The following is a 21,983-nucleotide window of genomic DNA, read 5'->3' as shown; positions in this document are numbered from 1 at the left end:
CTTGAGCAGGCGAACACGTGACTGCGAACACGTATTCGCCAAGGAATGGTTTGAGTGCCTGAGTTGCGGAGATACCCCCCAACATTGATCGATGGAGAGGAACAATGGTGTCAACAAGAGCATCGCGCTGGTCCACACTCTGGGCTGACTTTTTAGCCTCGATCGTGGTGTTTCTTGTGGCCCTGCCCCTGTGTATGGGTATTGCCATTGCTTCAGGAGTTCCGGAGGACCGGGCAGCGGCGGTGGGTATTATCACCGGCATCATCGGCGGCGTCCTGGTCGGCCTGTTGGCGGGTTGTCCCTTGCAAGTCTCCGGGCCGGCGGCAGGGTTGGCGGTGATCGTCGGGCAATACATCGCGGATTATGGTTTTGCCACGTTGGGAGTGATTGTTTTGATCGCGGGGGTGGTGCAACTCCTGGCCGGGGCCTTCGGTTTGGGGCAGATTTTTCGGGCTGTGGTCCCGGCGGTGATTCAGGGGATGCTGGCCGGGATCGGCGTGCTGATTTTTGCAGCCCAATTCCATGTGATGGTCGATGACACTCCGCCGGGCACGGGCGTCGAATTCGGAGGCATAATCAATCTCTACACGATTCCAGAGGCAGTGTGGAAAGGCCTGACGGAAGGACCGCACCAGGCGGCGGCCCTCACAGGGGTCCTGACCATTCTCTCGGTGGTGGCGTGGTCGGTTTTGGCTCCCCGGCGGCTGCGATTCTTCCCTGCGCCGCTGGTTGGGGTGATTTTGGCCAGTCTGGTCGTCAATGCCCTTAACCTGTCAGTGAAGTTTATCAGTGTGCCGGACAACCTATTGGATGCCATCCAACTGCCGACGCCGGATCTGTGGCCCAAACTTTTGGATGGGTCCATTATCCTGGCGGGAGTAGCCCTTGCCTTTGTGGCCAGTGCGGAGTCCCTCCTGACGGCCACCGCTGCGGACGCCTTGCAACAACATGCTCCTCGCACCCGCTACGATCGGGAATTGGCGGCCCAAGGAGTAGGAAACATCTGCTGTGGATTGCTCGGTGCTTTGCCGATGACAGGGGTGATTGTCCGCACCACAGCCAATATCCTCGCCGGCGCCCGAACCCGACTTTCCACCATCCTGCACGGCCTGTGGTTGTTGATCTTTGCCTGGTTCTTCCCGGAGGTTTTGCGCCACATTCCCATTGCCAGTCTGGCCGCCATTCTCGTTTATACCGGCTGGAAACTGTTCAATCCCAAAGCCATCCGTGCGCTCTGGGAGGTCGGTAAGGGGGAAGTGGCGACCTATGCAGTCACATTGGGAACGGTGATAGTCGTAGACTTGCTCACAGGTATCTTGGCCGGAATTGGCCTGGCCCTGCTGCAACTGCTCTACCGGGTCAGTCATTTGGGGGTTCACCTGATCGAGCAGCCGGAGCACCAACGGGCCTGGCTCCGCCTGGAAGGGGCCGCGACATTCCTCCGCTTGCCGAAACTCGCCGCCGTTCTGGAAAACATCCGGCCCGATGTGGAACTGCATGTGGATCTCAAACATCTGACCTACATCGATCACGCCTGTTTCGAGCTTCTGGTCAACTGGGCCAAGCAACATGAAAAGCAGGGAGGACGCCTCATCATAGACTGGGACTCGCTCCACGCTCGCTTCCGGAAGGAGGGCGAAACCAACGGCAATTCCCAGACGGAAAGCCGATCGGGTTCGGAATCCGCAGCTCTGGCCGTCCCACAGGGTGAGGCGAACTCCTCAGACAAGTGCAATACACCCAACCGAGTGCAGCCCGTGAAATCGGTCCATTGATGCCATGTGCGGCAGGATTGCACTCTTTCAATGCAATCGTGCTCAATATGCTAGCAAAGGAATTCGCGGCTCTCTGAGTAGCCTCATTCCTTCCCCCACTCGAAAACCCCAACGATTCCCAGGAAATTGTCGCCCCCTTAGCAGAAAATCGGCGGATCGGAAGGATTGGCACGGCAACTGCCTATACCCCAATGGCGAGAGCCGCAATCGGTCTGTCGGCGGGGGGAGAGGCTGTCGGCAGACCGATTCTTTTTTCCTAATCCCTTAATCCCCTATTTAGGAACGTCGTCCGTTATCGGGGGGAATGATGCGTCGGGAAATGATGCCTCCGCTGGGGGATGAATGAATCCTACCGGCGCTTGGCCATTGGCGCTTTGCAGCCAGGATCGCATCCGAATACGGCCCTTCTCCCTCTCTTCCGGCACAATCAGTCGACCGTTTGCAGGTTTGTAGGCTCGGGGAATGTTGCGGGGAAAAGCTCAGCACACCTTTTCCAGATTCGTTTGGAAGGAATGGACTAGCAATTGATCACCGGCCAGAGCTATCCGCTGAGGCGGGTTGCAGGATGACCCAGACTTTGGACCACAGCGGAGGGATTTGAGCCGTCCGGGCTTCGTAGGTGAGGTTGGCATCGTCCTTGGAGATTTCCGCGGGGATTTCCAGAAGGGAATAGGGGAAGTTCGAGATGCTGATGATGTCGCCGCTGTTGGCACCGTAGAATTTCCGGCCCGTATCCGGGTCCACGATGGTGACGCTGCCTGCGAAGACCCAATCGTGGGGAAGAACCATCTTTTTGTTACGGTCCCAGATCCACTCCTGGGCGGGATGGGTGCGTGTCTGACCGCGGTGGCGGTAGTGGACGAGGACTTTGATCTTGTCACCCGTGGCCGGCTTGTATTCTGGCTGCTCGGTGGTCGGATTGACAAATTGCGTGGGTTTACCAGGTTTGGCTCCCGCCGCCTCCAAAGCGGCATGGATGAATTGGGCATCCGCATCGACTCGGACGATCCCTTCGTGCTCCTTGGTTCCCTTCTTGCACAGAAACACTTCCAGAGGACCTTCCCGCAGACAAACCTCGCATACCAAGCCGACCCGGATGACTTTCTTCTTCCCATCGACTACGCCAATTTCGGCAAAGAGAGTTTTCTCTGGATTCAAGGCCGTGAGGGTATTCTGAGGATTCAATTTGGGGTATTCGGGCAGGGGTTCCGGCTTGTCCTCTTGGGTCGCTCCTGTGGGTGTTTCCATACCGGCTGATCCCACCTCGAGAGCCTCGGTGGAGGACGTGGAATTTTGATCCGAGGAAGTGTTCCTGACGAAGGAAGAAACGGGTGGGGGATCGGCAGGGGGTGCGTGGGGATCGCCACGGGGTACATCGTCCAGTGAAGCGGATGGAGGGGGCGACGGCCAGGAATCGGTGGGGGTGGTGCGGAGGAATGCCAACGCGGCCAGCAATAACCCCGCGGCCAATGTCCCAATCAGAAATGTACTGCGCCAGCCACGCATCGATGGGTGCCCCGATGGAATGTGAGGACGAGTGACTTTCGGCGTAGGCCGAGTTGCAGATGGCTCCATAATTTTCTTATCCTCCTAACATTCAACATACACGATTTCTCTGCGGCTTGCACGGGGTGTTCCTGCGGCGGGGCTGTTCCCTGGGGCCTTTAGGAGAAAGGTGAGCCGGCGAATCCCGGCTGATCGCATCCAGCGGGGGGATGAATCACGTGATCGAATGGCTGGTGGCATGGGGCATCCCTTGCCAGCGCGCGTGAGGGAAAGGGGCCGAGGTTATCGAAGTTGTCCCCAAAGGTCTATTTCTACGAGTCGGGCAGGTTTTGAGGAGCAAGAGTGGTAAGATAAGGGCAGAGTTGGGACTGGGAATCAACGGCAACGAACTCGTCCAAGGTTGGGGGAGAGGACAAGGGTAAGCGTCGGACATCGGGCAAGGGAGAAAGGGATGACGGTCCACGAGGTGGCAGAGCTGACGCAGCGTGTTTTGGCGAACATGGAGAAGGTCATCATCGGCAAGCGCACGGTGCTGATGATAGCCTGGGCGGCATATTTGAGCGAGGGACATATTTTGCTGGAAGATGTGCCCGGTGTGGCCAAGACCATGTTGGCCCGCGCCCTGGCGCGGAGCGTGGGATGCACCTTCAAGCGGTTGCAATGCACGCCGGACTTGCTTCCGAGCGATGTGACGGGGGTGTCGATCTTCAATCAGAAAAGCGGCGAGTTCGAGTTTCGCCCTGGTCCGATTTTCGCCCAGACATTGCTGGCTGATGAGATCAACCGAGCCACGCCTCGAACGCAGTCGGCGCTGTTAGAAGCGATGGCCGAGCGGCGCGTGAGTGTGGACGGCCAGACCTATCTGCTCAAGCCTCCCTTTCTGGTGATCGCCACGCAAAACCCCATCGATCAGGAAGGAACGTTTCCCCTGCCGGAGGCTCAGTTGGACCGCTTCCTGGTGCGGCTGTCGCTGGGTTATCCGACTTTGGAAGAAGAAGGCCAGATGCTCCAGCGGCTTCAGAAAGGCCATCCGATCGACGAGATCAAACCCGTGGCGACAGCCGATGAGGTTCTGGCCGCCCAAGCTGCCGTGCGGGACGTGCACGTGGATGAGAAGGTGCGCCGGTATATTCTGGACATCATCCATGCCAGCCGGGAACATGAGGATGTTCTGCTAGGTGCCAGTCCGCGGGCCACGCTGGCGCTCTATCGGACCGCTCAAGCCTTGGCCGCGATCCAGGAACGCGACTTTGTCGTGCCGGATGATGTCAAGCGCCTCGCCATTCCCGTGCTGGCCCATCGCCTCATCCTCAAACCGGAGAGCCGGTTGCGCAAGCGGACGCCCCAACTGGTGGTACAGGAGTTGGTCGCCGATGTCCGTGTTCCTGTGACGGATCGCCAGCGCGCTCTGGCGGAGGACTACTTCGCCCGTTGAGAGGAGGACGGAGGGTATGATCCGGGAGGAAGAGGCAGCGGAAGGGAAATACAGCCAAGGTGGCGGTGGTGCGGTCTGTGGGGGCAGGCCTTCCGGCCAGGCCGCGAGATTCCATGTTCCTCTGCCGGATATGCTTGCCGCACCCACTCCGTGGCGGCCGTGGCGGTCCCATGTGTCTAGAACCTAACCTGCACGTGCAAGGAGAAAGCGATGAGATACGGAATCGCCAATGGCGTGCTGCTGCTGGCAGTGATAGGGGAATGGGCAGTGTCCCCCGCCCAGGCCCAGGAAGTGTTGCCCAACATTGTGCTCATTGTGGCAGACGATCTGGGGTGCTATGAGCTGGGCTGTTACGGCCAGACGAAGATCAGGACGCCGCACATCGATCAACTGGCAGCCCAGGGCATGAAGTGGACGCATTTTTATGCCGGGAGTGCTGTCTGCGCTCCTTCCCGCTGTGCTTTGATGACCGGGCGGCACATGGGGCATGCTACCGTGCGCGACAATCGGCAGTACCGCAAAGGGCAGGAAGGCCAGTTCCCTTTGCGAGCGGAGGACGTGACCCTGGCCGAATTGCTCAAGAGCAAGGGTTACGTCACGGCGGCAATGGGCAAGTGGGGATTAGGCAACTGGGACACCACGGGCAGTCCCCTCAAGCAAGGTTTCGACTATTTCTTCGGTTACAACTGCCAAGCCCATGCCCATAGTCATTACCCCACCTACGTGTATCGCAACGGCCAGCGGGTGGATTTACCAGGGAATGACGGGAAGACAGGACGGCAATACACGCAGGACCTCTTCGAGGCGGAGGCGTTGGCCTTTCTGGAGCGGAACAAAGATCGCCCCTTCTTTCTGTATCTGCCGTTTATCGTGCCTCATGTAGCGATTCAGGTCCCAGAGGATTCCCTTAAGGAGTATCGCGGCAAGCTGGGGGAAGACCCGCCTTATACGGGGGGTAAGGGATATCTGCCCCATCCCACGCCGCGTGCTGGATACGCCGCGATGGTCACCCGAATGGATCGGAGTGTCGGGCGGATTGTGGCCAAACTGCGGGAGTTGGGACTGGAAAAGAAGACCCTCGTTCTGTTCACCAGTGACAATGGACCGACGCACAATGTGGGCGGGGCGGATTCCGTCTTCTTCCAATCCGCCGGACCTCTACGGGGTCTGAAAGGGAGCCTTTACGAAGGCGGTATCCGGGTTCCCTTCATTGCTTCCTGGCCGGGCGTGATTCCCGCGGGATCGGTTTGCCGCCATCGCTTTTACTTCCCTGACATATTGCCGACGATCTGCGAGGCGGCCGGTATTGAAGTCCGCCATCCCATCGATGGCATCAGTTTCTGGCCAACACTCTGCGGGAAGGGAAAGCAGGAATTGCACCAGTTCCTCTACTGGGAGTTTCCGGGTTACGGCGGCCAGCAGGCGATTATTGCCGGCGAGTGGAAGGCCGTCCGGCAGAACTTGGCCCGCGGGATAATCAAGACCGAGTTGTACCATTTGGGACAGGATGAAGGGGAAAAGCATGATCTGGCTGCCCAACATCCGGAAGTGGCGGCACGGCTGGAGCGCTTGATGCAAGAGCAGCATACACCCCATCCCGATTTCCCCTTGCCCGCCATCGATACGCCGAAGAGGTAGCGAAGAACGAGGGGAAAGATGAGGAGAGAATCATTCGCGGCCGGATACCCGTGATGCGGAGGATGAGTACTGCCCATGCGGTGGGTGCTGATTTTGGTGCTGTTGGTGGGGCTGGCGTTGGTCCTCCAGGCCGGTTTGGCGGCCTTTGCGGGCTATGTGGTCCTGGGCAGTTACGTGCTGTCCCGCTGGTTGTCCCGCCGCTGGATCGAGGACTTGGCAGCTGTGCGGCAGTGTGAAGTGGAGCCGCGGGAGGTCGGGGACTCCCTCGAAGTCACCGTGCACGTGCGCAACGCCGGGTACTGGCCCATTCTGTGGGTGTTGGTGGAAGATTTCGTGCCGGAGGAGTTTTGGCGGCAGCGCCCCCCCGCCGTCCAAGTGAAGGGGAGCCGCTTGCAGGTCGTGAGCCTGGGACCGGGACAGGAACGAACCCTCCGTTACCGCATCACTTTTTTGCGGCGCGGCTACTATCCGATCGGCCCGACGCTTCTGGAAAGCGGGGACGTGTTCGGCTTGCATCGCCGCTTCCGGGTGGTGGGCCAGCCTGTGTACATCCTGGTGCTGCCGCGGATGTTACCTATCCAACGCTACGATTTCATTTCCCGCCGGCCCATCGGGGAAATTCGACTGCATCACCGCCTCTTCGAGGACCCCACCCGCACTGCCGGTGTGCGCGAGTATCAGACGGGTGACCCCTTGTCACGGGTGCACTGGAAGGTGACGGCCCGGATGGGACAGTTGCACTGCCGGGTGTATGAACCGACCAGCCTGGCGGGAGCAACACTGCTGCTAGATTTTCACCGAGGGAGTTATCCCGCGCGCAGCGAGCCATATCGCTCCGAGTTGGCGATCACCACGGCGGCGAGCCTGGCCTATGCCTTGTCCTTGCAGAAACAGCCCCTGGGTTTGGTCAGCAACGGTCGGGATGCCGCGGCCCGGATTCGCGAAGAAAGCCAGCAGGCGGCCAGCCCAACGGCGGTGGAGCAGGACCGGGATCGGCTGCATCAGCGCTACGCTTTAGGGCAAGCGGAACTGCGGCTGCGCCCTGTGGTCGTGGAGACGCGGCGGGGAGTCGATCAGTTGATCCAAGTGCGGGAAACCCTGGCACGCCTGGAGTTGAATGATGGCCTAACCTTCGGAGCGATGGTGTCCTTGATGGCACCTCGCCTGCCCCGTGATGCGACCATCTTGGCCATTCTGCCCCTAGTCCCCGTGGAAGCGTCGGTCGCTTTGGGTCTGCTCCGCCGTTTGGGATTCGCCGTCAGTGTGCTGCTGATTTTGCCGGAGGAAGTCCATGTGTGGGAGGCGTATGGCCGCCTGACCGCCGAGGGAATCCATGATGTCCGGGTTATCACGTCCGAAGCCGATGTGATCCGAGGGGGACAATTTGTGGGAGCAGACAGCGGTCCCGCCCCTTACGCCCTCGATATACCAATAGCATGACACGCTCCTGTTGGCTGGCGTATGCTCAACTGTTGCGGCTTCCCAATGTTTTTACGGCCTTCGCGGATATCGCCTTGGGGGTGATGGTCTTTGAGGCTTTGGCGGCAGATACGGAGCGATCCTGGCTGGCCTGGGCTGGCCTGTTTGTCGCTTCGGGAAGCCTGTACCTGGCTGGCATGGTCTGGAATGACATCTTCGATCGCCACGAGGATGCCCGCACCCGCCCCCAGCGGCCTTTGCCCTCCCGGCGTGTGTCGACACGTGCTGCCATTCTGCTCGGCAGCGGCTTGTTGATCGCGGGAATCGCCGCCGCCTGGGGAGTGGCTGCCGGAGAGGGACTGAGCCTGGAGGTGGGATTCGAGCATCCGGGCTGGATAGCCACGTTTCTGGCTATGCTCATCATGCTGTATGACGGAGTGTGGAAAGCCACCTGGATTGGGCCGTGGCTGATGGGGGGATGCCGTTTTGGGAATGTCCTCCTGGGAGTCTCCTTAATTCCCGGCGACGCCTTGCCCTGGGTGTGGCGCTTGCATCTGGCGGCGGTGGTCGGCCTCTACATCGTGGGCGTGACCTGGCTTGCACGGCGGGAGGAGGGGCGGAGCGAGCCGGGACAACTGCGGGTTGCGGCGGCCCTCATCGTGGGAGCACTGCTACTGGCTTTGACCCTGCGTGCCCGCCTTCCGGAACAGAGCGGCAGTGTCTTGTTCCCTTATTTGCTGGCAGCTTTCGGCGTGTATCTGGGGGATGCTCTGGTGACGGCAATACGTCAACCCCAGCCCCCGATTGTGCAAGCGGCGGTCACCCGCTGCCTGCGCGGCCTAATCCTATTGGACGCCGTCCTGGCCGTCGCCTTTGTAGGGTTACCTGGCTTGATTCTTCTTTTTCTGTTGCTCCCCGCTGTCTGGCTGGGAAAATGGGTCTATGCTACGTGAATCCGCTGCAGGGGAGTTCCATCCCCGCCGGTGCTTGGGAAGCCAGGAAACGATGGCCTGTGCGCCCAGGAGCCTGGGAGGAAAAGGGACTGCTGAGAATTCGAGCGGCCCTCTGTGGCATCGGGGAATTGTTCAGACAAGGTAGGATGGAGTCCGTGCCCTCTGTGGAATCGTTTGCAACATCTGTGGCATCGTTCGCAGCCGGAGGAATCCTATGGGCCCGTTTCATCATGGTGATGGGAAAGCGGCGTTGACTCGCCGTCAATTTCTGGTTTGGGGAGGAGGAGTTGTGAGCAGCATGGCAGCAGCCGAATGGCTGGCGGCGGTTCAGGCGGACCCCTTGGCAGCCGCCAAAGAGTTCATTGCGCAGCACGAGGCGAAGCTCCGCCCCTTGGAGGTCGCCGCGGCGCGGGCCTGGTGGGATGCCAATATCAGCGGCAAGGATGAAGATTTCAAGCGCAAGGAGGAGTTGCAGAACAAGATCGACGCCGTCCTGTCGGACGCCAAGACATTTGCCCGCCTCAAGGAGCTAAAGACGGCGCGCGATGCGGGACGCCTCGCGGATCCCTTGATTGTCCGGCAAATCGATCTGCTCTATTTGCAGTACTTGGAAAAGCAGGTGCCGCCGGAATTGTTGCGCAAGATCACGGCCAAGGCGAATGCGGTCGAGCAGGCCTTCAACGTGTACCGGCCCAAAGTCGATGGGCAAGAGTGGACCGATAGCCGCGTGCGGGCGGTGCTCAAGGAGTCGAAAAGCTCGGAGGAACGCCGCAAAGTATGGGAGGCCAGCAAGGGAGTCGGCGCTGTCGTCGCAGCAGACCTGGCGGAACTGGTTCAGCTCCGCAATCAGGCCGCCCGCCAACTCGGCTTCGCCAACTACCACGCCATGATGCTCCACCTCAATGAGCAGGATGGCGCTCAAATCGTCAAGCTCTTCGACGAGCTGGACAAGTTGACCCGCCAACCCTTCGAGCGTGCCAAGGCGGAAATCGATACCCGCTTGGCCAAGACTTATAATCTCAGCCCCAAGGAGCTGATGCCCTGGCACTATCATGATCCCTTCTTCCAGGAATCGCCGGCGGTCTTTGATGCCGACTTGGATGCTCCGTATCGCCGGGCGGACATTCTGCAACTGTGCCGTGATTTTTACGCAGGCATCGGCCTGCCTGTGGATCGAGTGCTGGCCCAGAGCGACCTTTATGAGAAGAAGGGCAAAAGCCCGCATGCGTTCTGCATCGACATCGATCGGGAAGGGGATGTGCGCGTGCTGGCCAACATCGTGCCCAATGAGCTATGGATGGGAACCATGTTGCACGAATTGGGCCATGCAGTGTATTCCAGTCTTTACATTCCAGCCACGGTTCCCTACGTCCTGCGGGATGCGGCCCATATCCTCACCACGGAAGGGGTGGCGATGCAGATGGAGCGGTTCTCCAAGTCACGCCTGTGGCTGGAAAAGATGGGGGTAAAGCTGGACGACGCCGCCGCTTTCGCCGCCGCTGCGGAAAAAGTCCAGCGCAACGGCCTGCTCATCTTCAGCCGCTGGTGCCAAGTCATGCTTCGCTTCGAGAAGAGCATGTATGAGAATCCGCAGCAGGACCTCAACCGCCTCTGGTGGGACTTGGTCGAAGAATATCAGCAGCTTCGCCGTCCGCCGCAACGCAACGCCCCAGACTACGCGAGCAAGATTCACATCTGCTCGGCACCCGTCTATTACCACAATTACATGATGGGGCAGCTCTTCGCCTCGCAAGTACATCATGCTTTGTCCCGCGAAGTGTTCCGAGCGGACCCCAAACAAGTGGTCTATGTGGGTGACAAGCGAGTGGGCGAGTTCATGAAGCACAAGGTGATCGCTCCGGGCCGGACGATGCCCTGGAATGCCCTAACTCGACACGCCACGGGGCAAGAACTGAATGCCGCCGCCTTTGCCCGCGACTTTGAAGGCTGAACTTGCCCGCGGCAGGAAAGGTACCGGCGCCGATCCTCGAAAGTCGAGGAAGAGCTGCCTTCCGGAGTGCTAGTATTTCGGTTTAAGCCAAGGGCGGGAAGCGATGGCGTGAGGCCATTGCACGCCATGAAATGGCTCAGCTTCTGTCAGGGGGTCGGTCCCTTCCCTAGAGGCGGTCTAAGGAATCCAGCCAGAGCAGCAGATCGTGGAAGGCGTCGGCATCGAGGTATTCCCGGCCGATATTCTTCATTTCTCGATAGATGAGGGGGAAGCGGCGCTCGCGCAGAAGCTGGACGCTTTCCTTAATTTCGGCCAAGGCTGGGTCCTTGTCCCCGGCGGCAATGAAAAAGGACAGCGGCTGATTCGCCAGGTTCTCTTTGGGGTTTGTGCCCAACGTAGCGCCGACCACGGCCACGCCGCGGAACAGGTCCCGTGCATTGAAGCCGACGTAAAAAGCCATTTGCCCTCCCTGACCGGCTCCGTGGGCGACGATGCGATTGCGGTCGATGGTATAAGCGCTCAGCACCGCACGCACATCTTGCAGGACAAAGTCCATCTCGCTGGGCAGCCAGGCACCGTCCCGGCTGGCCGACTTGGGGCCCATCAGAATGAAATGGTGATCCTCGCAGAACTCCCGGAACAGGGCACTGAGGCGTTCATGATCTTTAGCAGGGCCGCGGTCGTGGAACCAGACGATCAGGCCGTGAGAGATATTCGGATCGTAGTTGTCCGGGATGTAAAGCCAGTATTCCCGCCCCAGGGCTTCGTTGAGTCGCTGGAGCAGGCCGGTTTCCACCTTGGGTTTATCCGCCGGTTTGCCTCCTGGGGGGTCCTCAGACCGGCTAGACGATGGCGGCTGTTGCGGAGTTTGAGCAAGCACCGGAAGCACGGGCGTGCCGGCCCACTTCTCCGCCAACTCGCCGTTTCCTCCAGGACGATACTCAGGAGTTGCCGGAGGAAGGGACAGACTGCTTCCCTCGCGGGGGCTAGGAGCCGGGGTTGGTGGGCCTTTGGGGATCGGCAGGGGACCCTTGGGAAAACCCGGAGGCAAGGGAACGGAAGGAGCACCCTTGGGCTTTTCTAGCGCCCGGCCAGCCGAAGAGGGCAGGGGCAATTGCTCCGGTAACACATCCGGCATGGGGATGAGTTTGGCTTTGAGAGTCAGTGTGGCCTTGGGATCGCTGCCGGGCTTGGAGTCATCTTTGGGAGTCTGAGCCTCCTTGGAGTCCGGCGGGCTGGCAGGATCAGGCTGGGGAGCTTTGGGGGGGGCATCCTTGCCAGCGGGACGCTGGATTTCCAGCTTCACTTCTGTGCCAGGCGGGAGGCGTTGCAACAAGCTATGCAGGGCAGCCCGATTGGCTACAGGGGGAAGAACCTTGGCATCGGCGGGGCCGAACTTAAGAATGCGGTCGCCGCTGCGCAGGCCAGCGGCTGCGGCGGGACTGTTGGGATAGACGTAGCGCACCACCACTCCCGGTCCCGGATCATCTCGAAGCGGCAGGATTCCCAGGAAGGCCATGACGAAGGCCGGACTACTGCCCAACAACGTGATTTGGGGAAAAGTCAGCTCCTTGTCACCTCGGCGGACCTTCAGGCGGATGGTGTCTCCTTCGTAAAGGGGGCCAAGCAGGTGCTGCAAGGCGATGTAATGGGGCACGGGTTTGCCGTTGACTTCCAGGATGACGTCGCCGACTTGCAGGCCGGCCCGAGCCGCTGCCGAATCCGGCATAATCGAACCGATCGCTGGCGGAGCGGAGTAGAGATCGGTGCTTTGGGGCGTAATGCCCAACAGGCCGCGGCGGAGGTCCTGGCCTTGCTTCATACGCGGCAAGACGCGCAGGATGTCTTCCAACGGCACGGCGAAGCCAATCCCGGAGTCATACCATTCCACGCCGGCGGTCTCTCCCTCGGCACGGCTGGACATGGGAACGATCACGCCAAAGACACGGCCATCAACAGCGACCAGCGGCCCGCCGTAGTTCACGGGGGATGTCTTGGCATCCGTCTGGATTGCCTTGCCGTGGATTCGGTTGAGGGCGCTGATGATGCCGATACTCATCGACGGAGGATGTTCGATGTCGGGGTCCGAAGTGCGGCCCAAAGCGATGGCCCACTGCCCGACCTGGATTTCTCCCTTAAGCACCGGCGCAGGAACGGGCAGGTCCGTCGCATTGACCTTCAACAAGACCAGCATGCGGCTGTGGTCGTGAGCGACCACCTTAGCAACGAAGGGGGTGGACTTGCCGGGGATGGTCACGTAAATGTCGGTGGGCTTGTGGGCAAAGTTGAAAGAGCTGGTGATGATGTAGCCGTCAGGTGAGACGATCAAGCCCGTGGTGGGGCCGGTTCCCTTGCGGATGATGCCCCCTTTGCCAGGCGGCCCTTTCTTGCCTCCGCCGGGGATCACTTCGGTTCCGCCGACGGTGTCGATTTTGACCACACACGGAGCCACACGAGCCGCAGCGGCTTTGAGAGCGCGCTCGGTGGCCTCGTTGACATCCGTCGAGTTGCCCGGAGTCTGGCCCCGCGCCGCTGGCGCAGCCAAGCCGGACATTCCGATCAGGACCGTGAGCCAGAGGGTGTGCCGTGTCATGGTCATCATGGGTGGTGTCTCGAACAGGCGAATCCGGGTCATGCAAATCCCAAAAACCAGGGTGGAAAGCGTGAGTCCTAGGGGTTCTTTTTGGGCACTAGCGGGGACGGCGGGGTCTTGGGGTCCGGGGCAGGGGAAGGCTGGCGCGGCGGTTGCGGGCGCGAGGAGGGAGGGGCCGTCAACGTCAGTTCCACGGTTTGCAAGGCCTCGCCGCGGCGGACCTCCAGGCGGATGGTCGTGCCGGGTCGTGTGTTCTTGCGAATCCATTCCTGGAAGGCCTTGATGCTCACCACGGGTTCCCCATCGACGAAGCTGATCAGGTCATCGGGTCTCAAGCCGGCTTGAGCGGCGGGGGAACCGGGCACCACATCCTCCACATAGGCGGGCGTGCGCTCCAGAATGTTGGGCACAAAAATGATCCCATGCCAGCCGCCTTCGCCAGCTACGGTCCGCGGCCGGGAGATCGGCTTGTACTCTCCTCGCATCCCCTTTTGGACGAATTCCGGCAAGGAAATCCGGACTGTCCGTTCCTGTTCGCTCTCGCGGCCTTGGTTGTCCTTGACCAGTTCGCGGATTTTCAGCTCCACGCTGGCCTGCACTGGAATGGCATAGTTCATCCAGGTGTCGCTGAGTGTGTTCCGCAATTCCCGCCCAATGATTCCCAGAAGATTCCCTTTGCGATCAATCAGGGCACCGCCGGCGGCACCGGGGTTGTTGGTGATGGCGTCCACAATGTACACTTCGCCGGTGTAGGGAAACTCGAAGACTCCGCGGCGGCCGGCCATCTTCGTGTAGGCCATGATGACGCCCCGTTGCAGGCTGAGCGGCTCATCACGCAAGGCGATCTCGAAGGTGTTGCTGAGAGCCAGGACCCAGTCGCCTACCTGAGCACGCGGCCGGCGGGCAGCCTCCTCGATATCGAAATAATCCAGGTCCAAACCGGAGGGTTCATCGGGCCGCTTTCCTTCCACGCGAATCTTCAACAGGGCAGCATCCAACTCCGGTTCGATCACCAGCACCTGAGCGCGCAACCGCTGGCCGTCGTAGAGGTGGACCACCAGATCAGGCGTGTCCAGCAATTGACTGGCCACGGTCAGGATATGCCCCTCGCGGCTGACAATAATCCCTGTGCCAAAGTTATTGAGCCGGGAGAAACCGCCCGCCCCGAAGAGCTTGACCAACTTCTTGTTCGTTTTTTCCGCCACTTCATGGAATGGGTCGGCTGCCAGAAGCGGACCTGCCGATAGCCACAAGCTGAATCCTAGCCAAAAGCCTAGTCCCCAAGCAGCCAGTCGATGGCAGAAACCGGTCCAGGTACGGGTCATGGTCGTCCATCACTTCCAAAGAGGGCGAAAGGGAGACGTTGTCCAGAGGCTCGTATTCGTCGTGTTTCACTAGTTTGGGGGTTGAGGATTATTGCTTGTTCTCACCGTGAGGGATCATGGGTGTATCCGCGGTACATACCCCCGCGTCTTTATTTGCACGGGTATTTCAGCGCGGCGGAGCCGAGAAGGAGTATTTCTCGACGGTAATGACGGCATAGCGGCGGTCGCCGTGGCGGACTTCCAGGCGGTGGGGCAACAGGCGTCCCTCGACCGGCCGGTAGTCGTGGCAGTAAACTTCGCAGGGGTCGGAGTCCTTGGTGGTGTAAGTTTCAAAGCCGAGCAGGCGGGAGTCTTTGCGGTCGAAGTACCACTTGCACTCGACGGCACCATGCCGGGTCCGTAGGACGGCGCAATCGACACGCAGGCTGGCAAGCGAGCCGGGAGGCGGGCCCTCCAGCGGGAAGGGGTAGAAGGGTTCGTGGCCGCCGTGGGCGCATTCCCCTTCAAACCCTTTGGGTCCTTGAGTCAGCAGGCGCTGATAGTGGTACAGGGCGGCCATCAGGCCCCCGCTGCCGACAGGTTCCCGGAGCAAAGCGGGATCGGACGTTTTCAAGGGGGCCAATTCATAGGAGGCGTTCAGGAGCATCTTCACCAGCGGTTCTTCCCCGCTCGTGAGGATTTCGCAGCGGAAGTTGCCCTTCTGCTCGCCCCGCTGATACTGGCCTTCCAAGGTCCAGTTTCCCGCCAGGGAGCTGAAGTCGCCATGCTTGCGGAAAGCCGAGAGCAGCTTGTCTCGTTCCAATTCGTTGAAGTACCAGTTGGCATACCCTTTTTTGGGTTTGTACAGTTGGGCAGCAGGGCTAGGGGGTAAGGCTCGCGGTTCCTTGCCGGGAAGCGGAATAGGAACGGGGGGCTTCTCCGGAACAGGGCGTTTTCCGGGTTCAATCTCTTGGGGCAAATTGCCCATCAGGCGCACCAGGAGTTCCATCCGTTCATTATTGCGGCGGATGACGATGGGCACGCGCCATTCCTTGGGGAAAATGCCCAGGATGTTTTTATATTGGTTGGTGCTGGTCACGATGCGGCCGGCAAAGGAGACCAGTTGATCGCCGCTGCGCAAGCCGCGGCGGTAGGCATCGGATTCTTCCAGCATCTGGGTGATCACCATTTGGGAGAGAGGGGCGTCCTCGGCCGCCGTTTGCACAATGGCTCCCAAAGTGGCATGGTCAGCGTCCAGGCCGGCGTAGAGATGGCCCAAGAAGTTTTTGATCTGGTTGATGGAGATAGCGTATCCCACGCCGGAATTGACTCGTCCGCGTTTCTCGAACGATCCCCGGCCATTGATGCCGATCAACTCGCCTTGCATGTTGAAAAGCGGGCCGCCGGAGTTACCTGGATTGATGGACGTTTCAATCTGAATACAATCGGTGTATTCCAGCAGTCCGCGCCCTTCGGGAGGCTGATAGCGGTTGGTGCCGCTGACGATGCCGTAGGTGACAGTCGGTGTGAAATCCAGGGCGAGTGAGAAGGGGTTACCCATCGCCAGGGACCAGTCGCCGATGCGGACCTTGTCGCTATCGCCTAACGGCACATAGGGGAAAGGTTTGCCCGGCTCCTTGGGCAGCAGTTTGATCAAAGCGACATCGCCGACCCGGTCGATGCCCACCACCACGGCGTCGTAAAGAACGCCATCGGGCAGTCCCGCTTGCAGGATAGGTCCGGTGGGTTGCACCACGTGGAAGTTGGTCAGGGCGTAGCCGTCCGGGGAGATCAGCACACCGGAACCGACTCCCTGCCCGCCGCGCATGCAGACGGCCACTACCGCCGGAGCCACTTTCTGGATCACGGCGATGCGCTGGGCCTGGGCTTGCATCACCGCCGGCTCGACTTCTGCTCTAGCCTGACTAACAACCGGTCGCTCCCACGAGAATGAGACAGCTATTCCCCCAAGCCCCAGGACGATGGCGGCCAACCATCCCCTGCTTGCGGTGTAGCGATTGCTCCTCGGATTCTGTTTCATGGCTGACTGCGCCTTATGTTATGTTTCGAGAGTGAAGATACCCTCAGCCCTCTATGTTCTGGAGGCGAAGAGTGCAGAAACTGCGCCGGTCCTCACTCACGCCTCTGTGGGAAGCTGCCTCCCGACTCACACTCTTCCTATCATTTGACGAATCGAGCATTGCCCAGGATCAGTCGATTGCCATTGACAGCAAAATCTCCTTCCACGATCAGCCGCAATTGGCGCACGCCTTGGATGTCCAAGGCCAACGGCTTGGGAGGGTCCTTGCGGCGGAGGGTTTGCTGGAAGAGGACCCGGCCGTCTCCTTCCACGGTGAGCTGAACGGCCAGTTGCCCGTCGAGAACCGACTCCGGCAACCCAGCGATGGCCTGAAATTCGCGATATTCACCCCCCGGCTCGACAGTGATGACGGTATCCGGCGCGATCAGTAGGCCTTTGGTGAAGGGAGGCTGGCCTGCCACCTTCAAAACCTCCCCGGACAGTCCTCGGTCCTTGAGAACGGGCAAATGCAGGTGCAGGCGCAGTTCCTTCTCTTCTGCCGGAAGCTCTGGAGCTGTAATTTGCAGCGGTAAGTCCGAGAGGTAGGCCAGGTTGCCGAGCGAAAAATCGAGGCGGGCCAGGGCCGCCAGCTTGGGATAGTGGAAGCGCACGCCAGCCACGGTGGTGACCAGGACGCCCCCCTCCGTCAATTCCACACTTTGAGCGACCAGTTGATTGCCAAACACATCCAGCACTTTGCACAGTTTGGGGGGAAGATTTCCCCGGGGCGGGTGCGCCAGGACCAACCCTCCCGTAGCGCGGGACTGAAGGAGGGAAACTCGCTCTCCCTCGGCACGTTCAAAGTCCAGGCGTGCTCCGTCAGGCGTGCCGCCGTGAATGGTGCCTTGCAGGAAGTTCAAGGTATCTCCTTCCCGGATCACGTAGAGATCCCGTTTGCCTCGTGCATTGAGCATTTTCTTCCACGCCGTCCGCACGGTGGGGTCTTCCGCACCCTTCATCATAAAAAAGACGACATCGAGGGACAAATCATAACGGGGAAGAGGAACATCCTCGGGACCGCTGAGCAGTTCGCATTCCACCTGCCGCTGTTTGATGCTAAAGCGGCTCACCCGCAGAGTGGAACCGTCCGTCAGTTCGATTTCGTGGTATCTTGCCCCTTTGGGCAGAGGCGGAACCGTTCGCCCGAACTCCACAGCGAGGAGGGAGTTGTTGGGAATCTGGACTTGAACCTGGCCGACCCGGAGGGTGATCCGCTCCTTCTCGACGGCGAGAAGGTCGCCGGCCAATTTCTTCCCATCCAGGGTGATCACCTCGGCAGCGGAGAGGGACAGAGCCGCACCCCAAAGCACGAGCATCACAGTTCCCAAAAAGCGGCACCAGGCTGTTATTCCGTGTGGCATGAGAGCTTGGCGATGAATGTTTGGAACCAGAAAAGCTAGGAAAGGGCGGCTTCCAGACCGGCGTGCCAGTGGCCCGAATGGAAACAAGACTCTACCCACTCCAAGATGATGGGAGGGAGCACGAGCGTCCAGCGGTTCCTCCATCCGTTGAGCCGAGCGGTGACCGCAGGGGGTCACCGCTTGAGAGTCCGTTGTGAACCTGGTCATAGCCTGGTCATGACGGGGTTTTGAAGCGGGAGGGGGATCCATCCCGCCGCCTGGCCCACGCTTATTTGCTGTAGCCGTGAATCCGGTTGAGGGCCTTGAAATACTCGTCGATGATCGGCTTGTACTTGGGCGGCAGGTCGCGGTTGATGTCTTCGATGATCTTGGCGCGCTTGTCGGGGGGAAGAGTACCCCAGCTCTCGGCGATCTTGCGGAGTTCCTTTTCATCGACGATTCCTTTTCCGGAGCCGCCCATGATGACGCTATCGGGGGCCGGGTTGCTGGCATTCTGCTGGCTGCCGGGGCGATTCCCGTTGGGTTGGCCGCCATTGGGGCAGTTGCCGCCGTTGCATTGGCCGCCGCCGTTTTTCTGCTGATTTTCCAGTTCCTTGATCAGCTCATCGAGGCGGAAGATGATTTTACGCTGGATGTCTTGGGTTTTTTCGCCGGCGCGGGCCAGTTCCAGGCGCCGCCCGCTGTTGTCCATCAACCGTTCGATGTTGGCCAGGTCTTTCGGATCAGGAGACCAATTTTGCATCTCGAAGAACATCAGGGAGGCGACGAGCTTGTAGCGATCTGGGGCGTCGGCCACTTCATCGAGCAAGCGGAGGATAGAACGGGTAGCGGCGCTCTTTTGGATCGTGGCATGTTCGCACACGGCCTTGTAGAAGAGGAAGGCGGCGGGGTCCACAGCCTTCTCCACCACTCCTCCGTTGAGAGCTTCCAATGCTTCTTCGTAAACCTTGCGATTGACCGCAGCCTTGGCGAAAGCCAACGCAAGGTTGGTCCGCACGAACGGATCCAGACTGCTGTCCCGAAGGAAGGCGGGGGCTGCTTCCGGAGGAGGAGCGTTGGGATCGCGGACCTGCTGGAGAGCGGCCTGAGCTTGGGGCAGTCCCAGAGCTAGCACATCCGCCGTGCGGTCGATGAGCGAGCGCCCCTGATCATTCCAAATCCGGTCGAAGGTGGCGGCATCATAGCGTCCCGTGCTGCGGAGCCACTCCAGGGCTTGGGTCTTGGCAGCTTCCTCCGTCATCGTGCGGAGGGTGCTGAAGCCGAAAGTCGGAGTGCGCCCGGACTTGTTCGGCTCGGCGGCACGAGCCATCGTGCTGGCGGAGAGCACCCAGGCACAACCCGCCGTCAGAAGCGTCCAAGAGAGAATGCGAGCGGACACGGCTAATCTCCTCCGGAAGGTCTATAGTAGGATTCCATCACTTTGCCACTCTGGCCCAATTGCTGGTGAAACTTTGTTCGCTAAGTGTGTTTCACAGGAACTAACCGCCGCCTGGTCAGGCGCCACCCTGCGGCTCTAACTCCTTCACCTCTGAAGACGGTTGAAGGGGTCATTCCTCACAGGTCGGTGATTCTGTTATCATTGTATCCTCATTCAGGATAACCGGTTGGACGTAAGATCACAACAGGGTTTGCTCAGCCGCTCCATGGGAGAGGGGGAAGGTCATCCCCCTCTTTCCGTCCTCGGAGACAGATTACTGGTTCGCCTGCGTGGCGATTTTGTGGAGCATCTCCTGGATGATGCGCTGGCGTTCGCCGAGTTTGCGAATCTCTTCCTGAAGGAGGGGGTCTTTGGCTTGTTCTCCCGGCTCCTGTTTGTTGTAGCTAATCGTCCGTTTATTGACCTGGTCCTGTAAGGAACGGACCAGTTTCAGTTCGTTGAGCAGGTCGATCAGTTTCGGTTTGCCTTGGCGGGCGTTGGGATCCGAAGGCTGGCTGTTGTTGGCCTGGTTTTCCATGTCCTGGCGGGCCTTTTTGAGGGCTTCGCGCATCATGAGCAGTTGATCGATGATGTCCTGCTCGATGTCCTGGGTTTGCTTTTCGACCCGGCCGGCTTCGAGGCGTTTGCGGACTGTTTCCATGTCGCTGCGGACTTCACGCAGGACGCCGGCAAAGACCACGGCGGACCCTTCGTTTTCCATCAGTTGGAGGGCTTTGTCCGCTTCCAGGATGATTTGCATTTCCTTTTCCGCCTCGACCTGGGCTTTTTGCAGGTCCGCAGTCGTTCGTTGACCGTTATTCCGCTGAATGCCCTGATCAATCCGGATGGTGGCTTCCCGGACTTCGATCTGCATGCGGAGCATGCGGTTGATTCGCTCTTCGAGGTTGGCGAGGAGTTTGAGGAGTTCCTTTTCCCGCATTTGTTTGAGGCGTTTTTCCAGTTCCCGGATGGCTTCTTCGATCTTGCGGATGGCGTCATCCTGTTTCTTGGAGGCTTCCTCCCGCTTGTTATTGCGGATATCTTGTTCCGCGCCCTGTTGGGGTGGCACGGCCTCCTGGACGTTTTGCTGGGCGGGGTCCCGTTGCGAGGAATTATTTCCTTGTTGTCCGCCACTTTGTCCGCCGCTTTGTCCGCCGCTCTGGCCGCCGCTTTGCCCGCCACTCTGGCCGCCGGAGGGCTTGGAAGAACCCGCTTGTTGCTGGCCGGAGCTGCCCTGGCTGCCGCTGGCCTGTTGGTTCATCGGCTTGCCTTGGCCGCCTTGCTGCCCGTTGCTGGAACGGGACTCTCCTTTGCCTTCCCCTTGGGACTTGCTGGCTCCTGCCTGTTGCTGTCCAGCGTTGGGGGTGCTGGCGTTGTTGGGGTTCTGGCTGCTGCTCTGGCCCGGTTGATTGGGATTTTGGTTCCCGGCGTTCGGATTAGAGGGATTATTGCCGTTGCCGGGATTCTGGGCAGAATTCGAGGGTTTGGCTTCGGAGGGTTTGGAGCCGGCGGCCTGGGGGTCTTTGGGAGCGTCGCGGTCTTCTCCGGCATTAGCATCGGAAGGGGGAGCGGAACGAGATTCCGCGGGATTGGCGGCATTCTCTCCCGCGGCCTTGGTGTCGCCTTTGCTATCGGGGGTATCGGGACGGGCTTCGGGGGCGGCTTCACCGGGCTTGCTTTCCGGTTTGGTTTCGGCCCGATCGTCCTTACCGGCCTGAGCGTTGCCGCTGGTGCCTTTACCCTCCTGCCCGCCGAGCCGGTTGGCCAGGTCTTGGGTTCGGTTCGCTAGGTCGCGCTGGTCTTTGGCGATCTTGTCGCTATCACTTCGGGGGTTTTCCGTCCGGGCGCGGACGTTTTCCAGGTCCCGCTTGAGTTGCTTCAATTCGCCGAGGGTTTTTTGCATTTCGGCGATTTGCCGGCGGAGGCGTTCGGCTTCATCTTCCGTGGTCAAGGTGAGGAGGATTTCGCGCAGAGCAGCCAAGAGGCGAGCATCCTTTCCCAGGAGTGTTTCAAAGTCACTGCTGGTCGGATTGGGGCGGCTCAGTCCCTGGATCAGTTCCTTGTAGAGGTTTTCCACGCCGCGCTGTTCCGCCAGGTTGAGAGCCGCCCGCAGGACCTTGGCGCGTTCCCGATCCTCCGGGTTGTCGCTTTTTTCCCAGCGTTGGGCCAGTCGGAGCATTTCGTCTGCGAAACGCTTGTAGAGCTTGAGGTTTTCCTCTTCAGTGCTCTTGAGGCGGTCAGCAGGGGGAGGTTGCTGAGCGGCCAGCCAGCCGACACCCCAACACAACACGGCCAGAATCCCGACGGCCCAGCCACGACCGATTCGTCCCAGAACGGGTAGGGGTGACCACGGGCTGTTCATGGATGTTTTCTCCTCTTCAGTGGGTCCGGTTTCAGTTGGTCCGGTACGCCTTCGACGGCGGACACAAGCGATCCCTTGGGCTTGCTCTCGATCCCAGCCGTTGGAGCCGGGCTATTCCCCTGGTGCTCTGGCTAGGTCGCACGACGAGCGATGCTGTCATCACTATGACGACTGACCCTGCCTTTTGAC

13 protein-coding genes are annotated in these 21,983 nt (G+C 60.1%); 6 read left to right on the top strand and 7 right to left on the bottom strand.

Annotated elements, in window-relative coordinates; genetic code table 11:
• Window positions 1-104: 104 nt before the first annotated feature.
• Window positions 105-1,775, top strand: a complete 1,671-nt coding sequence (locus H0921_RS11465) for a SulP family inorganic anion transporter (RefSeq protein WP_194538227.1) — start codon at window positions 105-107, stop codon at window positions 1,773-1,775.
• Window positions 1,776-2,303: 528 nt separating this feature from the next.
• On the opposite strand, the gene H0921_RS11460 is transcribed toward H0921_RS11465, so the two are convergent.
• On the bottom strand, window positions 2,304-3,023 hold the full coding sequence (locus tag H0921_RS11460; protein ID WP_194538226.1) for a YdjY domain-containing protein: 720 nt from the start codon (window positions 3,021-3,023) through the stop codon (window positions 2,304-2,306).
• Window positions 3,024-3,732: 709 nt separating this feature from the next.
• On the opposite strand from H0921_RS11460, the gene H0921_RS11455 reads away from it, so the two are divergent.
• From H0921_RS11455 to H0921_RS11435, 5 genes are all read left to right on the top strand, one after another.
• Window positions 3,733-4,716 (top strand): AAA family ATPase, encoded by a 984-nt coding sequence (locus H0921_RS11455; protein WP_194538225.1) that lies wholly within the window; start codon window positions 3,733-3,735, stop codon window positions 4,714-4,716.
• Between the two features lie 210 nt (window positions 4,717-4,926).
• Complete coding sequence (locus H0921_RS11450) at window positions 4,927-6,354, top strand: arylsulfatase (protein ID WP_194538224.1); 1,428 nt, start codon at window positions 4,927-4,929, stop codon at window positions 6,352-6,354.
• A 75-nt stretch (window positions 6,355-6,429) separates the two neighbouring features.
• Entirely contained in the window at window positions 6,430-7,794 is a 1,365-nt protein-coding gene (locus H0921_RS11445; RefSeq protein ID WP_194538223.1) for a DUF58 domain-containing protein, read from the top strand.
• Window positions 7,791-8,726: a UbiA family prenyltransferase gene (locus H0921_RS11440; RefSeq protein ID WP_194538222.1), complete on the top strand. Its 936-nt coding sequence runs from the start codon at window positions 7,791-7,793 to the stop codon at window positions 8,724-8,726. The genes H0921_RS11445 and H0921_RS11440 overlap by 4 nt, the downstream gene beginning before the upstream one ends.
• Before the next feature lie 298 nt (window positions 8,727-9,024).
• A complete protein-coding gene (locus tag H0921_RS11435) occupies window positions 9,025-10,677 on the top strand; it encodes a M2 family metallopeptidase (RefSeq protein ID WP_194538344.1) in 1,653 nt (550 codons plus the stop codon).
• Window positions 10,678-10,843: 166 nt separating this feature from the next.
• On the opposite strand, the gene H0921_RS11430 is transcribed toward H0921_RS11435, so the two are convergent.
• The 6 genes from H0921_RS11430 to H0921_RS11405 all read right to left on the bottom strand — a co-directional run bounded on the left by H0921_RS11430 (window position 10,844) and on the right by H0921_RS11405 (window position 21,794).
• Window positions 10,844-13,279, bottom strand: a complete 2,436-nt coding sequence (locus H0921_RS11430; protein ID WP_194538221.1) for a PDZ domain-containing protein — start codon at window positions 13,277-13,279, stop codon at window positions 10,844-10,846.
• Window positions 13,280-13,347: 68 nt separating this feature from the next.
• Entirely contained in the window at window positions 13,348-14,595 is a 1,248-nt protein-coding gene (locus H0921_RS11425) for a S1C family serine protease (protein WP_194538220.1), read from the bottom strand.
• A gap of 166 nt (window positions 14,596-14,761) precedes the next feature.
• Window positions 14,762-16,615 (bottom strand): S1C family serine protease, encoded by a 1,854-nt coding sequence (locus H0921_RS11420; protein WP_194538219.1) that lies wholly within the window; start codon window positions 16,613-16,615, stop codon window positions 14,762-14,764.
• A 140-nt stretch (window positions 16,616-16,755) separates the two neighbouring features.
• Window positions 16,756-18,015, bottom strand: a complete 1,260-nt coding sequence (locus H0921_RS11415; protein WP_194538218.1) for an NPCBM/NEW2 domain-containing protein — start codon at window positions 18,013-18,015, stop codon at window positions 16,756-16,758.
• Window positions 18,016-18,283: 268 nt separating this feature from the next.
• Complete coding sequence (locus H0921_RS11410; protein ID WP_315851884.1) at window positions 18,284-19,393, bottom strand: hypothetical protein; 1,110 nt, start codon at window positions 19,391-19,393, stop codon at window positions 18,284-18,286.
• A 313-nt stretch (window positions 19,394-19,706) separates the two neighbouring features.
• Window positions 19,707-21,794 (bottom strand): hypothetical protein, encoded by a 2,088-nt coding sequence (locus tag H0921_RS11405; protein WP_194538217.1) that lies wholly within the window; start codon window positions 21,792-21,794, stop codon window positions 19,707-19,709.
• Window positions 21,795-21,983: the final 189 nt, after the last annotated feature.

The organism is Thermogemmata fonticola (genome assembly GCF_013694095.1).
Classification (GTDB): domain Bacteria; phylum Planctomycetota; class Planctomycetia; order Gemmatales; family Gemmataceae; genus Thermogemmata; species Thermogemmata fonticola.
This window is presented reverse-complemented; position numbering and strand designations above follow the sequence as displayed.